20 protein-coding genes are annotated in these 22,566 nt (G+C 62.8%); 12 read left to right on the forward strand and 8 right to left on the reverse strand.

Translation table 11 applies throughout. The features are described from left to right. Positions 1-32 precede the first annotated feature (32 nt). The 6 genes from CK486_RS09935 (at position 33) to CK486_RS09960 (ending at position 7,002) form a co-directional block, all read left to right on the forward strand. A complete protein-coding gene (locus tag CK486_RS09935; protein ID WP_095940141.1) occupies positions 33-692 on the forward strand; it encodes a TetR/AcrR family transcriptional regulator in 660 nt (219 codons plus the stop codon). Then, positions 689-1,294: a YigZ family protein gene (locus tag CK486_RS09940; protein WP_095940142.1), complete on the forward strand. Its 606-nt coding sequence runs from the start codon at positions 689-691 to the stop codon at positions 1,292-1,294. Before CK486_RS09935 ends, CK486_RS09940 begins: the two co-directional genes overlap by 4 nt. Positions 1,295-1,387: 93 nt before the next feature. Further along, complete coding sequence (gltS, locus tag CK486_RS09945; protein ID WP_095940143.1) at positions 1,388-2,581, forward strand: sodium/glutamate symporter; 1,194 nt, start codon at positions 1,388-1,390, stop codon at positions 2,579-2,581. Between the two features lie 2 nt (positions 2,582-2,583). After that, positions 2,584-4,083, forward strand: coding sequence for a TAXI family TRAP transporter solute-binding subunit (locus tag CK486_RS09950; RefSeq protein ID WP_095940144.1), 1,500 nt, complete (start codon positions 2,584-2,586; stop codon positions 4,081-4,083). 51 nt (positions 4,084-4,134) lie between these two features. Further along, the gene (locus CK486_RS09955; RefSeq protein ID WP_095940145.1) at positions 4,135-6,738 is read left to right on the forward strand and encodes a PAS domain S-box protein; all 2,604 of its coding nucleotides are present in this window, start codon (positions 4,135-4,137) and stop codon (positions 6,736-6,738) included. A 78-nt stretch (positions 6,739-6,816) separates the two neighbouring features. Then, positions 6,817-7,002: a hypothetical protein gene (locus CK486_RS09960; RefSeq protein ID WP_095940146.1), complete on the forward strand. Its 186-nt coding sequence runs from the start codon at positions 6,817-6,819 to the stop codon at positions 7,000-7,002. On the opposite strand, the gene CK486_RS09965 is transcribed toward CK486_RS09960, so the two are convergent. The 4 genes from CK486_RS09965 to CK486_RS09980 all read right to left on the reverse strand — a co-directional run bounded on the left by CK486_RS09965 (position 7,003) and on the right by CK486_RS09980 (position 12,874). Continuing rightward, positions 7,003-8,187 (reverse strand): multidrug effflux MFS transporter, encoded by a 1,185-nt coding sequence (locus CK486_RS09965; protein ID WP_095940147.1) that lies wholly within the window; start codon positions 8,185-8,187, stop codon positions 7,003-7,005. It abuts the gene before it with no gap. A 65-nt stretch (positions 8,188-8,252) separates the two neighbouring features. Further along, entirely contained in the window at positions 8,253-11,396 is a 3,144-nt protein-coding gene (locus tag CK486_RS09970; protein ID WP_095940148.1) for an efflux RND transporter permease subunit, read from the reverse strand. A 12-nt stretch (positions 11,397-11,408) separates the two neighbouring features. Further along, entirely contained in the window at positions 11,409-12,557 is a 1,149-nt protein-coding gene (locus tag CK486_RS09975; protein WP_095940149.1) for an efflux RND transporter periplasmic adaptor subunit, read from the reverse strand. Between the two features lie 116 nt (positions 12,558-12,673). Further along, complete coding sequence (locus CK486_RS09980) at positions 12,674-12,874, reverse strand: heavy-metal-associated domain-containing protein (RefSeq protein ID WP_095940150.1); 201 nt, start codon at positions 12,872-12,874, stop codon at positions 12,674-12,676. Positions 12,875-13,004: 130 nt separating this feature from the next. Between CK486_RS09980 and CK486_RS09985 the strand changes: the two genes are divergently transcribed. The 3 genes from CK486_RS09985 to cueR all read left to right on the forward strand — a co-directional run bounded on the left by CK486_RS09985 (position 13,005) and on the right by cueR (position 16,287). Beyond that, positions 13,005-13,385, forward strand: a complete 381-nt coding sequence (locus CK486_RS09985) for a hypothetical protein (protein ID WP_176481686.1) — start codon at positions 13,005-13,007, stop codon at positions 13,383-13,385. An 86-nt stretch (positions 13,386-13,471) separates the two neighbouring features. Further along, positions 13,472-15,892, forward strand: coding sequence for a heavy metal translocating P-type ATPase (locus CK486_RS09990; protein WP_095940151.1), 2,421 nt, complete (start codon positions 13,472-13,474; stop codon positions 15,890-15,892). Then, positions 15,889-16,287: a Cu(I)-responsive transcriptional regulator gene (gene cueR, locus CK486_RS09995; RefSeq protein WP_095940152.1), complete on the forward strand. Its 399-nt coding sequence runs from the start codon at positions 15,889-15,891 to the stop codon at positions 16,285-16,287. The genes CK486_RS09990 and cueR overlap by 4 nt, the downstream gene beginning before the upstream one ends. 23 nt (positions 16,288-16,310) lie before the next feature. Here cueR and CK486_RS10000 read toward each other — a convergent pair whose 3' ends face one another. Both CK486_RS10000 and CK486_RS10005 read right to left on the reverse strand, forming a co-directional pair. Beyond that, positions 16,311-17,198 carry a PA4780 family RIO1-like protein kinase gene (locus CK486_RS10000; protein WP_095940153.1) on the reverse strand — a complete coding sequence of 296 codons (888 nt, stop codon included), beginning with the start codon at positions 17,196-17,198 and terminating at the stop codon, positions 16,311-16,313. 78 nt (positions 17,199-17,276) lie between these two features. Beyond that, the gene (locus CK486_RS10005; RefSeq protein ID WP_095940154.1) at positions 17,277-18,164 is read right to left on the reverse strand and encodes a LysR family transcriptional regulator; all 888 of its coding nucleotides are present in this window, start codon (positions 18,162-18,164) and stop codon (positions 17,277-17,279) included. A gap of 102 nt (positions 18,165-18,266) precedes the next feature. Here CK486_RS10005 and CK486_RS10010 point away from each other — a divergent pair, with 102 nt between their 5' ends. From CK486_RS10010 to CK486_RS10020, 3 genes are all read left to right on the forward strand, one after another. Further along, positions 18,267-18,908, forward strand: a complete 642-nt coding sequence (locus CK486_RS10010) for an NAD(P)-dependent oxidoreductase (protein ID WP_095940155.1) — start codon at positions 18,267-18,269, stop codon at positions 18,906-18,908. A 45-nt stretch (positions 18,909-18,953) separates the two neighbouring features. After that, positions 18,954-19,250 (forward strand): DUF2218 domain-containing protein, encoded by a 297-nt coding sequence (locus tag CK486_RS10015; RefSeq protein ID WP_095940156.1) that lies wholly within the window; start codon positions 18,954-18,956, stop codon positions 19,248-19,250. A 72-nt stretch (positions 19,251-19,322) separates the two neighbouring features. Further along, a complete protein-coding gene (locus tag CK486_RS10020) occupies positions 19,323-20,252 on the forward strand; it encodes a methylated-DNA--[protein]-cysteine S-methyltransferase (RefSeq protein WP_095940157.1) in 930 nt (309 codons plus the stop codon). Positions 20,253-20,402: 150 nt separating this feature from the next. On the opposite strand, the gene speB is transcribed toward CK486_RS10020, so the two are convergent. Together speB and CK486_RS10030 are read right to left on the reverse strand one after the other, a co-directional pair. Continuing rightward, a complete protein-coding gene (gene speB / locus CK486_RS10025; RefSeq protein ID WP_095940349.1) occupies positions 20,403-21,356 on the reverse strand; it encodes an agmatinase in 954 nt (317 codons plus the stop codon). 56 nt (positions 21,357-21,412) lie between these two features. After that, on the reverse strand, positions 21,413-22,486 hold the full coding sequence (locus CK486_RS10030; protein ID WP_095940158.1) for a polyamine ABC transporter substrate-binding protein: 1,074 nt from the start codon (positions 22,484-22,486) through the stop codon (positions 21,413-21,415). Positions 22,487-22,566: the final 80 nt, after the last annotated feature.

Consider the following 22,566-nt stretch of genomic DNA (forward strand, 5'->3'; position numbering starts at 1 on the left):
CACGCTCCGCCCGTCACTCCGCGCCGAGGCCTATGAAAAAACTCGCTCCCGCACCCGAACAATCCGCCAAGCCAGCAGGCCGTGTCCGTCAGAAGAACGAAGCAGCGATTCTTGCCGCCGCCGAAGAAGAATTCGCCCTGCACGGGTTCAAAGGCACCAGCATGAATACCATCGCCCAGCGCGTGGGACTGCCCAAGGCCAACCTGCACTACTACTTCGGTAATAAGCAGGGCCTGTACGTCGCGGTGCTGGATAACATTCTTGATCTGTGGGAAGACACCTTCAATCACCTGAGCGTGGACGACGACCCGGCCACAGCCCTCGCCGCCTACATCCGCAGCAAGCTGGAGTTCTCGCGCAAGAACCCGCTGGCCTCACGCATCTTCGCCATGGAAGTGATCCGCGGTGGCGACTGTCTGACCAACCACTTCAACCAGGACTACCGCGACTGGTTCCGGGGCCGCGCCGCCGTGTTCCAGGCCTGGATGGATGCCGGCAAGATCGACCCGATCGACCCGGCGCATCTGATCTTTCTGCTCTGGGGCAGCACCCAGCATTACGCCGACTTTGCCTGGCAAGTGTGCAACCTGACCGAACGCCCGCGCTTGCTAAAAACGGACTTCGAACAGGCCGGCGACGTGCTGGTGCACATCATCCTCAAGGGCCTTGGCCTCACCCCGCCGGCCGCATGAGCTTCCTGCTGGGCGGCCCTGCCCAGTTCAGCGAGGAAATACGCAAGAGCCGCTTCCTTGCTCAGGCCCACCCCCTGAACGACGCCAGTCAGGCCGGCCAGCTGCTGGCCGGCCTGCGTGATGCCGGTGCCTCGCACAACTGCTGGGCCTGGAAGTTCGGCACCCAGTACCGCTTCAGCGACGATGGCGAACCCGGCGGCACGGCTGGCAGGCCGATTCTCAGCGCTATTGAAGCGCAGGAGATGGACCAGCTGATTGTCGTGGTCACCCGCTGGTACGGCGGCATCCAGCTGGGCACCGGCGGCCTGGCGCGGGCTTACGGCGGCTGTGCCAACCAGTGCCTGCAACAGGCCGAGCGCATTGCCCATGTCCCGCGCCTGAACGTCAGTTGCCACCTCAACTTCAGCGAACTGGCGCTGTTCAAGGCACGCCTGGACAGTTGCGCCACCCTGCTTCTGAACGAAACCTACGATGCCCAGGGCGCGCGTCTGGAGCTGGCCGTCGCGCCCGCGCAGCTGGACGCCCTGCAGCGCCTGCTCAGCGATATCAGCCGAGGCCGCAGCCTGTTACAGCGTCGGGAGGAGTCTGAGCTCACTGGCTGAAAGCGCGTACCAAAATCGTTTTCACATCGTTGGCCGACTAAGCTAGCCTGAGCCCCGAAGCGCGCTGGCCGCCATCATTCAAGGAGTGAACGAGTGACCCTACAACCCGTAGAAACCCTCCTGGCAGCCCTGCTGGTTCTGCTGCTGGGGCGCGGCGTCAATCGTCTGGTACCACTGCTGGGCCGCTACAACATCCCCGAGCCGATTACCGGAGGCTTGCTGTTTGCGAGCATGATGGCCGTGCTGGGTGCCAGCCTGGGCTGGCAGATCAGCTTCGATGTGACCCTCAAGCCTATACTGCTACTGACCTTCTTCGCCGCCGTCGGACTGTCAGCCAATCTTGGCCTGCTGCGCCAGGGCGGCAAGCGCCTGCTGCTGTTCGTGCTGGTGCTGATCCCTTTTCTCTTCCTGCAGAACACGCTCGGCCTGCTGCTGGCCTGGGGCCTGGACCTGCACCCGCTGATGGGGCTGGTCGGCGGCAGCATCACCCTGGTCGGCGGTCACGGCACCGGCGCGGCTTATGCCGAACGCTTTGCCGAGGTGAACAACATCCAGTCGATCATGGAGCTGGCGATGACCGCCGCCACCCTCGGTCTGGTCCTCGGCGGCATTGCCGGCGGCCCGCTGGCGCAATGGCTGATCAAGCGCCACCAGCTCGCCGGTGCCGATGGCAAAGCCGCTGAAGTGGCGCACAGCAGTGACGGCGATGCTGACTCGGTTCGTGCCGCCAACTTCGTCCCGGTACTGGCCGCCACCCTGCTGGCCGTGCTGGCCGGTCAGGCCACTGCCGAATGGATCGGCGAAGGCACCATCACCCTGCCCAGTTTCCTCTGGTGTCTGCTGTATGGGGTGCTGATCCGCAACCTCGGCCACTTCGTCGGCCTGCGCCTGAACGACGACGCCATCGAACTGGTGTCGTCGGTCAACCTGTCGCTGTTTCTCGCCATCACCATGATGGCCCTGAGCCTGGCCAGCGTGTTCAGCCTGGCCGGCCCGCTGATGCTGATTCTGCTTGGCCAGTTGCTGCTGGTGCTGATTTACGGCGCGCTGGTGACCTACCGCTGGACCGGCCGTGACTACGAGAGCGCGGTGATGTCCGCGGCTTTCTGCGGCTTCGCCATGGGCGCTACCGCCACGGCCATCGCCAACATGCAGGCCATCACCCAGCGTTACGGCCCCTCGCCCCAGGCCTTTGTGGTGGTGCCGCTGGTCGGTGCCTTCCTCATCGACCTGCTCAATGCTCTGGTGTTGACAGGATTTCTTTCGCTGCCAGGGATGGGGAGCTGATCATGCTGCGTTATCTGTTACTGAGCCTCTGTCTTCTGCTGGCGGCCTGCTCCCAAGGTCCCGACAGCGACCGGCTGCAACGTGATCTGCAGGAACGACTGGATCAGGTCTTCGGGGCCGGCAGCGTGAACATCAGCGAGCTGCAACGGCGCGGGTCTGCCAGCGACGCCCATGCCGACGGGAACAACGTGCAGCGTATTGTTTACTTCGATGCCCAGCTCAAGCTGACCAGTGCCCGAAACTTCAGTTCCTGGGACTCACCCGGCATTGCCACCTTGATCAGCGCAACCGGAGCAGGCCCCCGCGGCATCAAGGGCATCAACAGTCAGGGCAATGCCCTTGGCGATCAACTCAGCGTGCACGGCAGCCTCATCTACCGCCGTAATGGCGACGATTGGGACGTACTGCTACCCCAGGGATTCAGCCCAAGCAAAGCGCCTGAGTTGGGCGAAGACACACCACAGAAGCGCCGCGAGATGCTGATCAGTGCCATCAGTACAGCCCTCAACCTGGCACCACAAGGCAGCAACCCACGGCAGATAGAAATCATCCGCGATGAAATGACTCGTACCCTGGCCAGTATCCAGGGGCGCATCAGTCGTCAGGAAAATGGCTTTGGCATCGCCAGCGGCAGCACCAGTGGCCAATACAGTCGGTTTGCCAAGGCTTTCAGCAGCCAGCTTCGCGAGCAGGGCATAAACATGACTCCGCTGACCACCGAAGGCGGACTGGAGAATCTGGAGCTGTTGCGTAACGGAGAAACCACCCTGGCCCTGTCGCAGAGCGACCTAAGCCACCAGGCACTGGTCGGTAGCGGCCCGTTTACTGGGGACACGCCGTTCACCCAGTTGCGCGCCCTGGCCAGCCTCTACCCTGAGCCACTGCATGTGCTGGTACTCAAGGGTGGCCCCAAGAGCATCAGCGAACTGGCTGGCAAGCGGGTCAATATCGGCCCGGCGGGCTCGGCAAGTCAGAGCACCGCGCTGGCCGTACTGGCCGCTCACGGCATTCTCCGTGAACAGCTGGCGATGGCCCGTGAACTGGATTTGCCGGAATCCCTGAAGGCTCTGCGCGATGGCGAGGTGGATGCCATCGTGCAGGTCATCGGCGCCCCCGCTGATGCCATCCGTGCCGCCAGCGAAGATCTCGAGCTGCGCCTGCTGCCTCTCAAGGCCGATGCCGTGCGTCAGGTGCTGGAGCAAGTCCCCGGCACCTTTGCCCTGCAACTACCCAGCGGCACCTACCCGCGTCAGCAACAGCCACTGGCCACACTGGCCGTCAGCAGCGTGCTGCTGTGTGACGCCAGCCTGAGTACCAACGAAGCCAAACAGCTGGTCACCAGCCTTTTTGCCGGCAACCACCAGTGGCTGGCGGCGGGCAGTGTGCAGGGCGCCCAGCTGTCGGTGGCCAATGCACGCCGCGGCCTGAGCGTTCCATTACATGAAGGCGCCATACAGGCACTGCAGACATTGAGCCAGGGCAGCGGCAAACAGGTGGATTGAATCTAGACTTCTGTCAGATCAGGGTTGAATCCCCGCTGACAGAGGTTTCGCATGCGCCCTTACATGGCCTTGGCCGGCAAACTGGCCGCAGCCTATCTGTTCTTCAGCATGCTGTGGATATTCCTCAGCGACAGTTTGCTGAGTTTTCTGTTCAGCGATGCTGAGCAGATCGCCCTGCTGCAGACCAGCAAAGGGCTGCTGTTTGTCGTGCTCAGCAGCCTTGCTATTGGTCTGCTGGCCATGTCGCTCGGTGAACGACTGGCGCGCAATGAGACACTGCTGCAACGCCGTACCGCTGAGCGCGATGAAATCGAAGAGCATGGCCACATAGGAAGTTGGCACTATGACGGCCAGTTCCACTGGTCACTCCAGGCAACACGTCTGCTAGGCTGCTCGACCGATTGCTCACTGGAGGAACTGCTGATCCTGATCTGCCCGGCAGACCGAGGGGGCCTGCAGCGCTCACTGATCGCCTGCCTGGACGAGCAACAGGATGGCTTCACGCTGAATCTGCAGCTCAATCGTGCGCCTACCCCCCATACCAGCCAGTGGCTGCAAATCTGTGCCCAGCGCAGTGGCACAGACAGCCAGTTGCACGGCACCCTGCGCGATATCACCAGCCAGCGCCACGACCAGGAAGCCCTGCGCGAAAGCGAGCAGCGCTTTCGCCGACTGCTTGAGCAGACCCCACGCATCGCCGTTCAGGCCTATGACCGAGAGCGCCGGGTGATTTTCTGGAACAGCTCCAGCGAGCGCCTCTACGGCTACAGCCTGACAGAAGCACTGGGGCGGCACCTCGAAGAGCTGATCATCCCGGAGCCGATGCAGTCCAAGGTCATCGGAGATATTCAGCGCTGGATGAATGGCGGCGCTCCTCTCCCGCCCAGCGAACTGGCGCTAAAACGTAAGGATGGCAGCCTGGTCTGGGTCTACTCATCTCACCTGTTGCTGCGAAACCGGCAAAATCAGCCAGAGATGTATTGTCTGGACATTGACCTGAGCGAGCTCAAGCAGACCAGCATGGCGCTACACAACAGCGAGCTGCGCTTCCGTCAGTTGGTCGAACAATTGGGAGAAGCCATCTTCCTCTGCGACACCCAACTATTCCTGCGTTTCATCAATCCGGCCTGGCTCCGCCTGCATAAACGCTCAGAAGCCGAATGTCTGGGACAACCGCTGTGGCAGTTTTTCCATCCTGAAGATGCGACGCTACTGCGCGAACGCGCAGCGGCCATTATCAATGGTCAGGAGCAGCACTGGAGTCGCGAACTTCGCCTGCGCAGCAATGACCACCAAACCCACTGGGTGCGCCTTGAGATCGCCCGTGACGCCCTGGACGGCGGCCTACGTGGCAGCCTCACCGACACCCAGTTGCAACACCACAACCGCCAGTTGCAGGAGGCTCGGAACGCTACTCTGGATGCACTGCTCAGCCATCGCAGGCCTCAGGAAATTCTGCTCGACATCACCCGTCGACTGGAGCAGATCAACCCAAGCATGCGCACCTCGATCATGCTCAAGGATGCCGATAATCGCCTGCACACCGCTGCTGCGCCCACACTGCCGGAAGCCTATCTTCAAGCCATCGAGGGTATCGAAGCTCTTCCCGGCGTTGGCTCCTGCGGGCACGCCACTGCCACGGGCGAGCTAACGATAGCCGCAGACCTGCAGCAACATCCCAATTGGGCCAACTATCGCCAACTGGTTGCCAGCTTTGGTCTGCGGGCCTGTTGGTCATTGCCCTTCAAGAATGAGCGCGGGGAGGTACTGGGCACCTTTGGCGTGTATTACGACGAGCCAACTCAACCCAGCGCCAGCGATATCCGCCTGGTAGCCGACTTTACCCGTCTGATCGTGCTTACCCTTGAGCAATCGCGGCGCGAAGACGAGCGTGAAAATAGCGAGCAGCTTTTCCGGGCAACCTTCGAGCAGGCCGCAAGCGGCCTGGCACTGGTCAGCACCCAGGGCCGCTTCCTCAGGGTCAACCAGCACATGTGCTTACTTCTGGGCTACAGCGAAGATGAACTGCTGCAAATGACCTTCCAGGAGGTCACCTATCCCGCCGACATCGACAGTGACCTTCAGCAAACCCGCCTGCTACGCGATGGTGAGATTTCCCGCTACAGCCGCGACAAACGCTACAAACGTAAAGACGGGAGCCTACTGTGGGGCCGGCTTGATGTTTCACTGCATCGCAGCGCTCAGGGCGAGCCGCAATTCTACATATCCAGCGTGCAGGACATTGGCTGGCGCAAACAGCAGGAGCAGGAGCTCCAACTGGCCGCCACGGTGTTTCACAGCAGCCATGAAGCCATGGTGCTGATCGACACTCAGCGTCAGGTTGTAACCGCCAACCCGGCTTTTACCCGTCTCACAGGGCTTCCTCTGGAGCAACTGCTCGGCCGCCGTTTACCACCACCAGATCGCCATGGTGCCGGACGCCGACAGTTGCGCCATGTATGGCAACAACTGCACGAACACGGTCATTGGAGCGGAGAGATACAAGCCCAATTCAGAGACAGGAAATATCGCCTATGGCTCAGCGCCAGCCGCACCAGCCCCCTTAACGAAAGGGACGAAGAGACGCAGTACATCCTGCTATTCAACGACCTAGACCCGCGACAAAACGCCACGACAGCTACAGGCGACCACTAGCCCGAGCCTTGACTCAGATCATCCTGAATGAAGCCTGCAGACCTAGACTGGTCACCTCAGTTATCCGGAGGGACCATCATGAGAATAGAGCTGAATGCCCTGAGCAAACCACAAGGCCGCGCCTGGCAAGTCTGCCTCGATCAGCACAGTGTGACCTTCCGCAGCGAAGCCGAAGCCCGCGCCTTTGTTGCCACTCTGGAAGCTCGCCTGCAGGCACCTCACGTGTTACCTCGCGAGTCAAAGAGCCAACGCCTGGCCAGTTGATCAACGCAGCGGCCGACCCGCTTGCCAGTAACGCGCCAACAGGCTGCTAACCAGAGCCATTGCGGCGCAGCTGCTGATCACCAGGGCCATCGGCCAGACGCTGCCATCGTGTAGAACGCCGACCAGTGCGGAGCTGACTCCGGCAATCGCAAACTGAATGAAGCCCAACAAAGCCGAGGCACTGCCTGCATGCGCCGCCTGCCCCGACATCGCGCAGGCGGATGCGTTGGGCAGCAGACACCCCAAGCTGGCAATAGCGACAAACAGCGGTACCAGTAATGGCCATAGCTGCTGCGGCTGCCAAGCCGATACGGCGAGCAACACAAGGCTAGCCACCAGATGCAGGATCATGATGCGACTGAGCCATACCTGCGGCCCGGCGTAACGCATCAGCCACGCATTGATCTGAGCAGCAATGATGAAACCAGCTGCATTGGCACCAAAGACCCAGCCAAAATGTTCTGGGGGCACCCCGTAGAGTTCGATGAACACATAGGGCGAACCGGCGATGTAGGCGAACATACCGGCCATCACCAAGCCACCGCTGAGGGCGTAGCTGACGAACAACCGGTTGCCCAGCAGCCGCAGATACTGCTTACCAGCATGCCGGAGGGGGATATGCGGCGCTTGAGGCCGGTGGGTTTCCGGCAACCAAAGTGTCACCGCCAGCGCCGACAGGCCGCTGAGCAGAGTTAGGGTGATAAAAATCCAGCGCCAGCTGGCATGTTCCAGCAACCAACCACCAGCCAGCGGCGCCAGGATCGGCGCCAGCCCCATGACCAGCATCAGCTGCGAGAACACCTTGGCCGAAGCCAGCGGGTCGCACAGGTCGCGCACCACCGCACGGGCAATCACCATACCAGCACAACCGCCTAAGGCCTGAACAAATCGGGCCGCGATCAACTGGTCGAGACTACCGGCCATGGCACAGGCCAGCGACGCCAGGGTGAACAAGGCAATGCCAGCCAAAAGTGGCTGTCGCCGGCCGAAACGATCGGCCAGCGGCCCGTAAACCAGTTGGCCGAGAGCGACACCCACAAAGTAGGCCGACAAGCTCAACTGCACATGATCAACATCACTGGCGAATTCACGCGCCAGGGTCGGGAAGCTCGGCAGGTAGAAATCGATAGCCAGCGGACCGAAGGCACTCAGCGCCCCCAGTATCAACAGAATCGGCAGATTCACGTCATGCGTTCTCGGCAGACAACAACGCCACCCGGAGGTGGCGTTGTTGGCAAATCGCTATTGACTCAATGCGGGCTGTCACCGTTCGCTGCCGGTTTCTTGCCCAGTTTATCCAGCTTGGCGCTGAAGCTTTCGACCCACAGGTAGAACATCGGGATCAGGAAGATCGCCAACAGGGTCGCAGCCAGCATGCCGCCGATCACCCCGGTACCGATGGAGTGACGGCTGGCCGAACCCGCCCCGGTACTGATGGCCAGTGGCACACAACCCAGGATGAAAGCCAGCGACGTCATCACGATTGGCCGGAAGCGCAGCTTGGCCGCTTCCAGCGCCGACTCGAAGATGCCCTTGCCTTCCTCGCGTAGCAGCACGGCGAACTCGATGATCAGGATGGCGTTCTTCGCCGCCAGACCGATCAGGGTGATCAGACCGACCTGGAAGTACAGATCGTTCTGAATACCGCGCAGCCAAACGGCCAGAATCGCACCGAACACAGCAAAGGGCACCGCCGTGACCACCGCCAGCGGCAGGCTCCAGCGCTCATACTGGGCAGCCAGGATGAGGAACACCATGATCAGACCGAAGACGAAGGCAATACTGCCCGAGCCCTGACTGGCCAACTCCTGATAGGCCGAACCAACCCAGCCCAGACTGTACTCGCTACCCAGTACTTCATCGGCCACTTCCTGCATCGCCTGCAAGGCCTGACCGGAGCTGTAACCAGGCGCCGGACCACCAAGGATCTTCGCTGCCGGGTACACGTTGAAGCGAGAGAAAGTTTCCGGGCCGAGAATACGCTCAACCTTGAGCAGCGAGGAAAGCGGTACCAGCTCGCCGGTATTGGAACGCACATAGACCTGAGCCAGGTCCTGTGGCTTGCGACGGAACTCGGCCTCGGACTGCAGGCTGACCTTCCAGGTGCGCCCGTACAGGTTGAAATCGTTGACGTAGTAACTACCGAACGTGGACTGCATAGCCACGAACACATCATTGATCGCCACCCCCAAGGCCCTGGCCTTGGTACGGTCCAGATCCATGTAGTACTGGGGAATATTGGCGCTAAAGGTGGTCTGCATTCCGGCCAGTTCCGGTCGTTTGCTGGCCGCTGCCAGGAAGGCCTGCACCTTTGCCGCCATATCGGCAATGCTTGCGCCGCCGCGATTCTGAATGTAGCCCTCGAAGCCTCCCGTGGTGCTCATGCCGGTGATAGGCGGAGGGTTGAAGGACATCACCACACCATCCTTCTCCGAAAGCCCCATCCCCATGAAGGTACGGGTCAGGTTGCGGGCATCCAGCTCAGGCGTGGTGCGCTCTTCCCAGTCCTTGAGCGGCACAAAGGTTACTGCCGAGCTGGTGCGGTTGCTATTGGAGAGAATGTCCATGCCGGCGAAGGTCAACACATCGCGAGTGGCCGGGTGTGCCATCAATTTCTTGTCAAAATCGCTGGTCAAAGCCTCAGTACGCGATAGCGAGGCCGCAGGTGGCAGGAAATAGGCATTAAGCACATACCCCTGATCTTCATCAGGGACCAACGCGGTCGGTACGCGGGAGAACAAGCCTACGGTCAAGGCAATCATGCCGCAGAAGAGCACAAGGCCAACCAGCGAGCGCTTGAGGAAAAAGCTCACCCCTGCGCCATAGGCCTCGGTCATCTTGTCGAAGACGCGGTTGAACGCACGGAACGGCGCAATCGGCTCCTTGTGTTCATTCTTCAACAACAGTGCGCACAGTGCCGGTGACAGGGTCAGGGCAACAACGCCGGAGATCACCACAGACACCGCGATGGTAATCGCGAACTGCTTGTACATCTCTCCCGTCAGGCCGCCCAGGAAGCCAACCGGTACGAATACAGCGCACAGCACAAGAACAATGGCGATGATCGGCCCGGTCACCTCCTCCATGGCCTTGACTGCCGCATCACGGGCATTGAGCTTCTCGGTACGCATCACCCGTTCGACGTTCTCGATGACCACAATGGCGTCGTCCACCACGATACCGATGGCCAGCACCAGACCGAACAGCGTCAGCAGGTTGATCGAAAAGCCCAGCAGGTACATCCCGGCGAAGGTACCAACCAACGACACCGGAATAGCCAGGACCGGAATCAGGGTAGCGCGCCAGTTCTGCAGGAAGATAAAGACCACCAGCACCACCAGCACCAAAGCCTCTGCGAAGGTATGCATCACCTCCTCGATGGAGACCTTGACGAACACCGTGGTGTCATAGGGGATCTTGTAATCGATGCCCGGAGGGAAACGCTCAGACAAACGGCTCATGGTGTCACGCACAGCCTGAGCAGTATCCAGAGCATTGGCACCCGGTTGCAGATAGATGCCGAAGGACGCGTTGCGCTTGCCGTTGAGCGAGGTCACCAGCGAGTAATCCTGAGCGCCCAGCTCAACACGGGCGACATCACCCAGAGTCAGACTGGCACCGCTGGCGTCGCTGCGCAGAATGATCTGCTCAAACTGCTTGGGGTCGACCAACCGGCCCTGGGTCGTCACCGTGTAGGTAAAGGCTTGCGGCTCGTTGAGCGGCTCCTGACCAAAACTACCGGCTGCGAACTGCGAGTTCTGTTCGCGAATGGCATTGACCACATCGCTGGAGGTGAGGTTGTACTGCGCCAGTTTGTCCGGGCGCAGCCAGATGCGCATCGAATAGTCCTTGGCGCCGAACTGGGTCACGTCGCCCACACCGGGCAGACGTTTGAGTTCGTCGATCACGTTGATCAGCGCATAGTTACTGATGGCTACCGGATTTTCCGAGTCATCCGGGGAAAACATCGACACCACCTGCAGGATGTCCGACGATTTTTTCACCACCGTCACACCCTGACGACGAACTTCCTCCGGCAGTTTGGCCAGAGCAGCCTGTACCCGGTTGTTGACGTCGATCGTGGCCTGATCGGGATCACGCCCCACTTCGAAGTAGACCGAAAGGCTCATGCTGCCGCTGCCAGCCGAGGTCGACTGCTGGTAGATCATGCCCTCAACGCCGTTGATCTGCTGTTCCAACGGCGCGGCAACGGTTTCAGCAATGACCTGGGCACTAGCACCGGGGTAGTTGGCGCTGACCTGCACCTGAGGTGGCAGGATCTGCGGATACTGCGCCACCGGGAGGCTCTGAATGGCGGCCAGACCGGCCAGCAGGATGACGATTGAGATGACCGTGGCGAAGATCGGCCGATCAATAAAGAAACGTGAGATCACTGGGGCGACTCCTTACGGCTTCGTGGCGGCAGTGGGCTCGACAACCTTGACCGGCTGATCCGGACGCACTCGAATCAGTCCATCGACGATGACCCGCTCACCCGAACTCAGACCGGAACGAATGATCCAGCGACCATTCAGGGTGTAGTCCGTATCCACCGGGCGAGCACGGGCTACGCCCTGTTCATCCACCACATAGACGAAGTTGCCTGCAGGCCCCTGAGCCAGGGCCTTTTCCGGCACGGTGATGGAGTTCGGCCGGACCATGCCGGAGATGCGGATACGGACAAACTGTCCTGGCAGCAGAGCCTGCTCGGGGTTAGGCACGATGGCGCGCGCGCTGACTGTGCCGGTGCCCTTGTCGATCAGGCTGTCGGTGAAGTCGACCTTGCCCTTCTGGGCATACAGGCTGCCGTCGCCGAAGATGATCTCGGCGGTCAGTTGGTTGTCTGCCGGCAAACGCACCACACCGCTTTGCACGGCCTCACGCAGACGCGCAGCCTCACGGTCGGCGTAGGCATAGTTGACGTAGATCGGGTCGAGCTGGGTGATCTGGGTCAGCAGGCTGGAATTGGGGTCGTTGGCGACGATCAGGCTGCCTTCGGACACCGCTTCCTTGCTGGTGATACCGGAAATCGGCGCTTCTACCGTGGTGTAGTCGAGGTCAATCTGCTTGGACTGCACCTCGGCCTTGGCCGCCTCGATATTGGCCTTGCTCTGCTCAAAGTTGGAAATGGCATTATCCAGCTCGCTTTCGCTGGCAAAGCCCTTCTTCTGCAATTCGCGAATACGTCGCAGGTCGCGTTCGGTCTGGCGGTAACGTGCCTGCTCCTGGGCCAGAGCGCCTTTGGCACGAGCCAGGGCCGCTTGGTAGGTGCGCGGGTCAATGCTGAACAGCACCTGCCCCTGCTTCACCTGAGAGCCTTCCTGGTAATTACGCTGCTGCAGGATGCCACTGACCTGAGCCCTGACCTGTACCTCACGGTAGCCTGCGGTACGACCTGGGTACTCCAGAAAGAAGCTGACGTCCTCGCTCTTGGCGACAGCAACAACCACTTCGGCCGGTGGCATGGCCTGCGCGGCAGGATTGGCCAGGGCGGAAGAACAGGTGAAGGCGGCCAGAACGGCCAGGGCGAAGGGCAAACCACGATCCAGCGGCATACAAAGGGTCTCCTGCCAGCAATCAGCACCGAGACAACCGCTCGGCACCGATTATTTTCAATTTATGTCCTGCCGGCACTGTAGCTGCAAATACCCCTACCCCGCCACCGCAGCGCTCAGGCGCGAGCCTTTACCTCATAACCCTCATCCGCAATCAAAGCCATAATCTGCTCACTGCTGAGTGCACTACCGACCCGCACCTCGCTTGCAGCCAAGTCAACATCGACCACCGCTTCGTTATCTGCAGCCAGCAGAGCCTGGGTAATAGCCTTCACACAGTGGGCACAACTCATACCCTTAACCTCAAATACACGCATAACGTATCTCCTTGTATCGATCAGAGGTTCTAGCCTGCGACTTACCTCAGAGGCAAGGTCAAGCCCGATCTGGTCAAGCAATCGCTGAGCTGGCCGATAATTCCGTGAACCAGCCTTTGCGGAGCTCACCATGCGCTTGCTACCCATATTTGTTCTGTACGGCGCTAGCCTGCTCAGTCCCTGGCTCGGCGCCGTCGAACTGAGTAGTCGCACGCCCGACTATGGTGTGCTGATCATTTCCCGTGAGCGCCTGGAAATCGCCACTGCCTGTGATATCGGCGTTTACCTGCAGGATCAGCTGGTCAGCCGGCTGTTCCAGGGCCAGTCGGCCTCCTACAACCTGCCACCGGGCACAGTATCGGTTCGTCTGGGCATCATGGGCGATACCGGCTGCCAGCCCAGCTTCGAGCAGATCCGCAGCGACCAGGTGCAGATCCGCGCCGGCGCCATACACAGATACCGGGTCATGCTGCTCGAGAACGGCCTGGGCCTGCGCGAAATCGCTCCATGAGCCCTCTATAAGAATCTGCGTGCAACGCGCTTGACCTTGCCATAAGGTCAGGGTTGATCCTGTCGGCGTGATCAGGAGACCCGCCCATGAATGCCCCCTTGCCCGTAGCCTACGACCTGCCCATCGCCGGCATGACCTGCGCCAGCTGTGCCGGACGCATCGAACGTGCCCTTAGCAAGCAGCCCGGCGTCGTCACGGCCAGCGTCAATCTGGCCAGCGAACGCGCCAGTGTCAGCGCTCCTGCCGGCAGCCTGACCAGCCTGATTCAGACCATCACGAGCGCCGGCTATCAGGTGCCGCAGCAACAGCTGGAACTGCAGCTGGGCGGAATGACCTGCGCCAGCTGTGCCGGCCGCATCGAGCGCGCACTCAGCAAACAGCCCGGTGTCGTCACGGTCAGCGTCAATCTGGCCAGCGAACGCGCCAGCCTGCTGGTCCTCTTCGGCACCGAGCCGGCAGCGCTGATCGCCGCCGTGCAGGCGGCCGGCTACCAGGCCAGCCCGGTTGCAGCTCCCGGTGAAGCAGACAGCCAGGCCAACAGACTGCGCCACGAGCAGCGACTCCTGCTGCTGGCTGCGGTTCTCAGCCTGCCTCTGGTGGTGCCGATGCTGGCTGACTTGTTCGGCGGTCACTGGATGCTGCCGGCCTGGCTGCAGTTCACCCTGGCCACGCCGGTGCAGTTTTACTGTGGCGCGCGTTTCTACCGTGCCGGCTGGGCGGCGCTGAAAGCCCGCAGCGGCAACATGGACCAGTTGGTGGCCATCGGCACCAGCGCGGCCTTCGGCCTGAGTCTCTACCTCTGGTGGCAGGCCCATCCCGGCCACATGCCACATCTGTATTTCGAGAGCGCCGCCGTGGTGATCACCCTAGTGCTGCTGGGCAAATACCTGGAAAGCCGCGGCAAGCGCCGCACAGGCGAGGCCATCCGCGCCCTGCAAGCCCTGCGCCCGCAGCGGGCCCTGCGCATCACGCCGCAAGGTGACGAAGATGTCGCGGTAGAGGCCCTGCGCATCGGCGACCTGCTGCGGGTTCGCCCCGGCGAACGCTTCCCGGCCGACGGCCGTGTGTCTGAGGGGCAAAGTCAGGCCGACGAAGCACTGATCAGTGGCGAAAGCCTGCCGGTGCCCAAGGCACCCGGCGACGCGGTGACCGGCGGAGCCATCAATGGTGAGGGCCAGTTGCTGGTCGAAGTCACCGCGCTCGGTGCCGAGAGTGTGCTGGCACGCATCATCCGCCAGGTGGAAAACGCCCAGTCCGCCAAGGCTCCGATCCAGAAACTGGTCGACCGGGTCAGCGCGGTATTTGTGCCCGCGGTACTGCTGATCGCGCTTGCCACCCTTGCTGGCTGGCTGCTCGCCGGTGCCGCACTGGAAACCGCACTGATCAACGCCGTGGCCGTGCTGGTGATCGCCTGCCCCTGCGCGCTGGGGCTGGCAACGCCGGCGGCAATCATGGCCGGCACCGGGGTGGCGGCCCGTCACGGCATTCTGATCAAGGATGCCGAAGCGCTGGAGATTGCCCACCGGGTCACCGATGTCGCCTTCGACAAGACCGGCACCCTCACCTCCGGCCATCCGCGCCTGCTGCACCTGCAGCCTGCCGGCGTGGACGAAGGCGAGCTGCTGCGCCTGGCCGCCGCCCTCCAGCAGGGCAGCGAGCACCCGCTGGGCAAGGCCCTGCTGGCCGCTGCCGGCGAGCGCAGCCTGACAATGCCGGCGCTCACCAACAGTCGCAGCCTGCCCGGCCGGGGTACCCGTGGCCTGGTCGAAGGTCGCGAACTGGCACTGGGCAATACCCGCCTGCTCGCTGAACTGGGTACGCAGGCCGGCACTCTGCAGGCACAGGCCGATGCCTGGCAGGCCGAGGGCCGCACCCTCTCCTGGCTGATCGAAACTGGCGAAAAGCCGCGCCTGCTGGGTCTGCTGGCCTTTGGCGACGAACTCAAGAGCGGCGCCGCCGAAGCCGTGACCGAGCTGCACAGGCTGGGACTGAGCTGCCACCTGATCAGTGGCGACAACCGCGGCAGCGCCAATGCGGTGGCGGCGCAGCTGGGCATCGATCAAGTCCAGGCCGAGGTACTGCCGGCCGACAAGGCCGCCCGCGTGGCCGAACTCAAGCGCGCCGGGCGTCAGGTGGCGATGGTCGGTGACGGTCTCAACGACGCCCCGGCCCTGGCTGCCGCCGACGTCGGCCTGGCCATGGGCAGCGGCACCGACGTGGCCATGCATGCAGCCGGTATCACCCTGATGTACGGCGATCCGCGCCTGGTACCGGCCGCGCTGGACATCAGCCGGCGCACCTGGCGCAAGATCCGGCAGAATCTGTTCTGGGCCTTTATCTACAACCTGATCGGCATTCCGCTGGCCGCTCTCGGCCTGCTCAGTCCGGTGCTGGCCGGAGCCGCCATGGCGCTTTCCAGCGTCAGCGTGCTGGCCAACGCCCTGTTGCTCAACCGCTGGAAACCACGCCTGCCCGCGGGTAGCCAAACGCCGGGAGAGAAGCCATGAATATCGGCCAGGCCGCCCGCGAGAGCGGGCTCACCGCCAAGATGATCCGCTACTACGAAAGCATCGACCTGCTGCCGGCGGCCGGTCGCAGCGACAGCGGCTACCGCCGCTACAACCAGCAGGACCTGCACCGTCTCGGCTTCATCCGCCGCGCACGGGATCTGGGCTTTTCACTGGAGGAGGTCGGCAAGTTGCTGGGCCTGTGGCAGGACCGTCAGCGTGCCAGTGCCGAGGTCAAGGCACTGGCGCAGGCCCATATCGATCAACTCGACCGCAAGATCGCCGAACTGACCAGCCTGCGCGACACCCTCAGCGAGCTGGCCGGCAGCTGCCAGGGCGATCACCGGCCGGACTGCCCGATCCTCAGGGAACTGGAAGCGGGTCACTGCGCCTGACCGGGGCACTCTGAGACGGGGTTTTACTGCAGCCAGGGCGGCGGTGGCGGCTCGTCGCTCGGCGCATCCTCGGCCTTCAGGGCGGCCTCGCGGCGGGCCTGCTCGGCGAGCGCGGCGCGGATCTCACGCATCACCGCATCGACGTCGGCCTCTTCCTCCGGCTCCTCGAATTCGCCGGTCAGCTGGCTGTCCGGGGTCAGCTTGCCTTCCTCGAACAGCGCCCACATTTCCTTGGCGTAGCGGGTCCTGAGCAGTTCCGGGGCGAACTGGCCGAAGTACTCGGCCATGTTGCGCACGTCGCGCTCCAGCATGCTGAAGGCATGGTTGTTGGCCGCCGCATCCACCGCCTGGGGCAGGTCGATGATCACCGGGCCGTGGGGATCGAGCAGTACGTTGAACTCCGACAGATCGCCATGGACCAGGCCGGCGCAGAGCATCTTGACGATCTCGCGGATCATGAAGGCGTGGAACTCGCGGGCATCCTCGGGCAACAGGTCGACATCATTGAGGCGCGGCGCAGCATCACCGTAGCCGTCGTCGACCATTTCCATGAGCAGCACGCCGTCCTGGTAGTCGTATGGCTTGGGCACGCGAACCCCGGCATTGGCCAGACGGAACAGGGCCGATACCTCGGCGTTCTGCCAGGCCTCCTCCTGTTCCTTGCGCCCGTATTTGCTGCCTTTGGCCATGGCCCGCGCGTCGCGGCTGTTGCGGGTCTTGCGGCCTTCCTGATATTCGGCGGCCTGACGGAAACCACGCTTATTGGCTTCCTTGTAGACCTTGGCGCAACGCAGCTCCTTGCCACAGCGCACCACGTACACCGAGGCTTCCTTGCCGCTCATCAGCGGGCGCACCACCTCGTCAATCAAGCCATCTTCAAGCAGAGGTTCCAGGCGTTTCGGGGTCTTCATTGCGCGGGCTTAGGGTCCTGTCTGTTGGGTTTGCTGCTTAGGCTGCCGTTATACGGCAATCCTGCGCCGACGCCCAGACTAACTCCCTTGCAAGGCACGGCGTAGCGCCTCGATGGCATAACGCACCTTGGCCGGCTGAGCATCGCGGCGCGGCGTCACGAGGTGCAGGCCAATGGCCTCTGGCTGCCACTCCGGCAGCACCGCAAGCAATTCGCCACTGGCCAGCAACTCGCGAATTTCCGGTTCCGGCTGCAGTGAAACACCCATGCCGGCCAGGGTGAACTGGCGCACCGCGAGGATGTTGTTGCAGGCGATACGGCTTTCCAGACGCAAGCGCTCCTGCATTCCAGCCGGCCCCAGCAACTGAAGGTACTGCGCCCGCTCGGTATTGAGGCCGATCCAGTCCACAGCTTGCAGCTGCGCCGGCGTCTCGATCCAGCCACAGCGCGCCAGGTAGGCCGGTGCCGCACAGAGCAACATGCGCCAGTCGACAACATGGCGAGCGACGAGACTCGAATCCTCCTGACGGCCGACACGAATGGCCAGATCGATGCGCTGCTCGACCATATCAATGAGTTCGTCATGGAAGAACAGGCGCAGACTGAGGCCTGGATGGGCACGCAGTAGAGGAGCCAGCGCGCCGCTGAGAATGCGACCAGGCAGGCCGACCGGTGCGGCAATGCGCAACTCGCCTACTGGTGCGTCACGCAGTTCGGCCAGGCGCTGCTCGGCCTGCTCCGCCAGATCAACGATCTGTCGACAGCTCTGGTAGAGCTGAGCCCCGGCCTCGGTAAGGGTCAACCTACGCGTGGTGCGGTGCAGGAGGCTGACCTGGGTGGTCTGCTCCAGTTTGCGAATCTGCTGGCTGACTGCCGATGCCGTCATACCCAGCGTTTCGGCGGCACCAACCATGGACCCTTTGTCCACTACCGCCGCAAAAACCGCCATGCGTTTGAGCTGATCCATTACTAAGCCCAGCTTAATTATCAAAGCGAATTAAGCGACTTTTTCTGAACTTTATCCAGCTGAGATTATGTACACACCCTAACTCACCCCAAGGAAAGTCCTATGAAACTCGCTCTGATCGGCGCCACTGGATATGTCGGCGCAGCCCTGCTGGAAGAAGCCCTCAACCGCGGTCACCAGGTCACCGCATTGGTCCGCCAGCCTCAGAAACTGCCGTCCTTGCCAAATCTCAGTGCACAACAGTCCGATGTCCATGACGTCGACCGTCTGACCGAACAGCTGCGCGGTCATGACGCCGTGATCAGCGCCTTCAACCCCGGCTGGGGCAATCCGGACATCCGCGAGCAATTCATTGCAGGCTCGCAGGCCATCACTGCCGCCACCAAAGCGAGTGGGGTCAGGCGGCTGCTGGTGGTGGGTGGCGCCGGCAGTCTTTACGTTGCACCAGGCCTGCAGTTGATCGACACGGAAGGCTTCCCCGCCGAGTACAAGGAAGGGGCCGAAGGTGCCCGGCAGGCACTGAACCTGCTGCGCAGTGAGCATGACCTGATCTGGAGTTTTATCTCCCCGGCCGCACTGCTGGAGCCCGGCCCGCGCACTGGAACATTCCGCCTGGGCGGCGAGCATTTGCTGATGGATGGCAAGCACCCCGGACGCATCTCGGTGGCAGACCTGGCCGTGGCACTGCTTGATGAAACCGAGCGCCCGCAGCACATCCGCCAGCGCTTCACCCTGGCCTACTGATCATCACGCCCCTCCTGACGAGGGGCCTTCTCTTAGAGGCTCAACATGCACCAGTTCAACAGCAGCGCCTTTGTCGCCACCCACTCCCCAACACGATACATCCGCCGCCTGTGTCAGCACTTCGCACACAAGATTCCGGTCAACTTCAATGATCAGCAGGGCCAGCTCGACTTCAACTGCGGCCAGGCATGGCTGACGGCCGAGGAACAGGGGCTGACCCTGACGGTGTCAAGCCGCGATGCCGGCGACCTGAACAAACTGCAAGAGATTGTGGCCAGCCATTTCGAGCGCTTTGCCTGGCAGGAGTCGCTGCAACTGGAGTGGCGCACACCGGCAGTTTGAAAGTCAGTCGCGGGATTGGCAGCGCGGGCAGCAGCCCCGACAATCGCCACCTACCCACTGGAGTGCCGCCCGATGCTGGACCCCGAACGCTGCTGGCAGGCTGTGTGCGAACGTGATGCCACGCAGGACGGTCAATTCGTCTTCGCCGTGCGCAGCACCGGCATCTTCTGTCGCCCCAGCTGCCCGGCACGGCGGCCGCTACGCCGCAACGTGGTGTTTTATCCGGATGCTCCCAGCGCCAGCGCCGCCGGCTTTCGTCCGTGCCAGCGCTGCTCGCCCCATGGCCCGAGCCCGGCCGAGCACCTCGACGGTCTGGTGTTGGCGGCCTGCGAACTGCTGCGCAATGAGGATCTGCCGCTGGCCGCACTGGCCGCGCGCATCGGTCTGTCACCCTCGCATCTGGTCCGTGCCTTCAAAGCCCGCACCGGCCTGACACCCCGGAGCTGGCGTCAGGCCCATGTGGTAAAGGATCAACCGCGTGCGAAAACCGGAGGGGAAACCCTGAGCTACAGCCTGGCCAGCTGCCCGCTGGGCTGGCTGTTGTTGGCGGCCAGCCCTCGTGGCCTGCGGGCCCTGCTGTTTGGCGACACGCCCGACGCCGTACTGGCCGAACTGCGCGAACGTTTTGCCGGCGCCGATCTGCAGCAGGACGACAACAGCCTGAAACCGGCCCTGCAGGCCGTGCTCGCCCAACTGCAGGAGCCAAGCCGCGCCGCGCACCTGCCGCTGGACATCCGTGGCACGGCCTTCCAGCAGCGCGTCTGGCAGGCCCTTCGGCAGATTCCTCCCGGGCAGACCCGCAGCTACAGCGAACTGGCAGAGGCGCTGGCCAGCCACCCCCGGGCGGTGGCCCGCGCCTGTGCCAGCAACCCACTGGGCCTGCTGGTGCCCTGCCACCGCGTGGTGGGTGCGGACGGCAGCCTCAGCGGCTACCGCTGGGGCCTGGCGCGCAAGGCCGAGCTGTTGCGCCAGGAAGAGGACGCCGCGCCTATCCTCCCCTAGACCTGAGTTGGCAGGCCGTTGAAAACGTTGGCGAGGCAGCCAGCGCAAGGCAAAAACAGGCGAAAAAGCGCAGTTTACGAGTGGTAAATGAGCATTTTGAGCCTGTTTTTAACACCGCGATGGCAACGCAGGTAGTTTTTCAACGACCTGCTAGAGCTTATGCCGGGCGGCATAGAGACAGATCATCTCCATCGCCAGGGTGGCGCCGGCCAGGGCGGTGACTTCGGCGTGGTCATAGGGCGGTGAAACCTCCACCACATCCATGCCCACCAGGTTGATGCCGCGCAGACCCCGGAGGATTTCCAGAGCCTGATGACTGGAAAGACCGCCGCACACCGGGGTGCCGGTGCCGGGGGCAAAGGCCGGGTCGAGGCAGTCGATGTCAAAGGTCAGGTACACCGGGTTGTCACCAACCCGGGCGCGGATCTGCTCGGCGATCTGCTCCGGCGTGCTGCGGTTGACCTGCCGCGCATCCAGCACCTGAAAACCCATCACATCGTCATTGGTGGTGCGCAGGCCGACCTGCACCGAACGCGCCGGATCGACCAGTCCCTCGCGGGCCGCGTGGTAGAACATGGTGCCGTGATCGATGCGCTGCACCTCCTCATCCGGCCAGGTGTCGCTGTGCGCGTCGAAGTGAATCAGCGACAGCGTGCCGTGCTTTTTCGCGTGGGCCTTGAGCAGCGGGTAGCTAATGAAGTGGTCGCCACCCAGGGTGAGCATGGCGCAGCCGGCGGCCAGAATCCGGTCGGCATGAGCCTCGATGGCAGCCGGAGTGTCCTGCGGCGTGCCATGGTCGAAATGGCAGTCGCCGTAATCGATGCAGGCCAGCAGGTCGAACGGATCGAACTCCCAGGGATAGTGCCGGGCCCACGCTGACTGGATCGAGGCGGCGCGAATGGCGCGCGGGCCGAAGCGGCTGCCGGGGCGGTTGGTGGTGGCGGTGTCGAACGGCACGCCGCTGACCACCAGATCCACCCCGTTCAGGTCGCGGGTATAGCGGCGACGCATAAAGCTGGTGATGCCGGCGTAGGTCGGTTCGGCGGCGGTGCCATACAGGCTGTCACGGGTGATGGCCTGATCGTTGTCGAAGGCTTGGTCCATGGTCATTACTCGATAAGGGGTACAGGCCGCTCAGTGCCGGAGCGGCCAGACGGCTGTCAGTACTGGGTGCGGAACCTGCTCCAAAGCCGCGTCCGCTCGCGCTGCTCGCGCAGCGGCAGCAACTGTTCGGCAAACAGCTTGGCGCGCACAGCCTCGGGCGGATAAACATCCGGATCGTTGCGCACTGCCTCGTCGAGCAACGGCGTGGCTGCGCGATTGGCATTGGCGAAGAACAGCGCGTTGGTCAGCTCGGCGATGGACTCGGGCTTGAGCATGTAGTCGATGAAGGCCCGCGCCGCCTCGGGATGCGGCGCATCCACCGGGATGGCCATGGTGTCGAACCAGATCAGCGTGCCTTCTTTGGGAATCCGGTAGACCACCTCGAATGGCTGCCTGGCCTCGACCGCGCGCGCCGCCGCCATGCCGGCATCACCGGTGTAGGTCAGGGCCAGACAGATCTCGCCCTTGGCCAGGTCATTGATCTGCCGGCTCTGGCCGAGGTAGCGCAGGTTGGGCTGCAGCTCGGCGAGCAGCCCTTGCACCGCCTTGAGATCCTCCGCCGAGCCGGCATAGGGCGGACGCCCCAGATAATTGAGGGCGATGGCCACCACCTCCTGCGGCGAGTCGAGCACGGCGATACCGCAGTCCTTGAGCTTGCTGGCGTACTCCGGTTTGAACAGCAGGTCGAGGCTGTTCAGCGCAACGCCCGGCAGGCGCTGCTCCACGGCCTGCCGGTTGATGGCCAGACCCACGGTGCCCCAGGTGTAGGGCACGCCGAAGCGGTTATCCGGGTCGATCTGCGCCAGCTTGGCCAGCATCTCGGGATCGAGGTTGGCGGCATTGCCCAGCACCCCGACCGGCTGCAGGGCCTTGGCCTGGATCGCCCGGCCCAGGCCACTTGAGGCCGGGAAGACAACGTCGTAACCACTGCCGCCGGTGAGCAGCTTGGCATCCAGCACCTCGGCGCTGTCGAAGGTGTCGTACTTCACCTGAATGCCGGTGTCGCGCTGGAAGCGCTTGAGCGCCTCCTGCGGCACATAGTCGGCCCAGTTGTACAGGTTGAGTGCCGGCTCGGCCGCCAGTGACGGCAGGCTGAGGGCACACAGGATCAGGCTTGCAGCAAGACGCATGAGAAGTTCCTCGGGCAGTTCTCGGTTGGCCGTGCCTCTCTGGCGGAGGCTGGGGATGACTGCATCCTGCGCCCGGCATT

The sequence above is a fragment of the Pseudomonas sp. HAR-UPW-AIA-41 genome (genome assembly GCF_002304225.1).
Lineage (GTDB): Bacteria > Pseudomonadota > Gammaproteobacteria > Pseudomonadales > Pseudomonadaceae > Aquipseudomonas.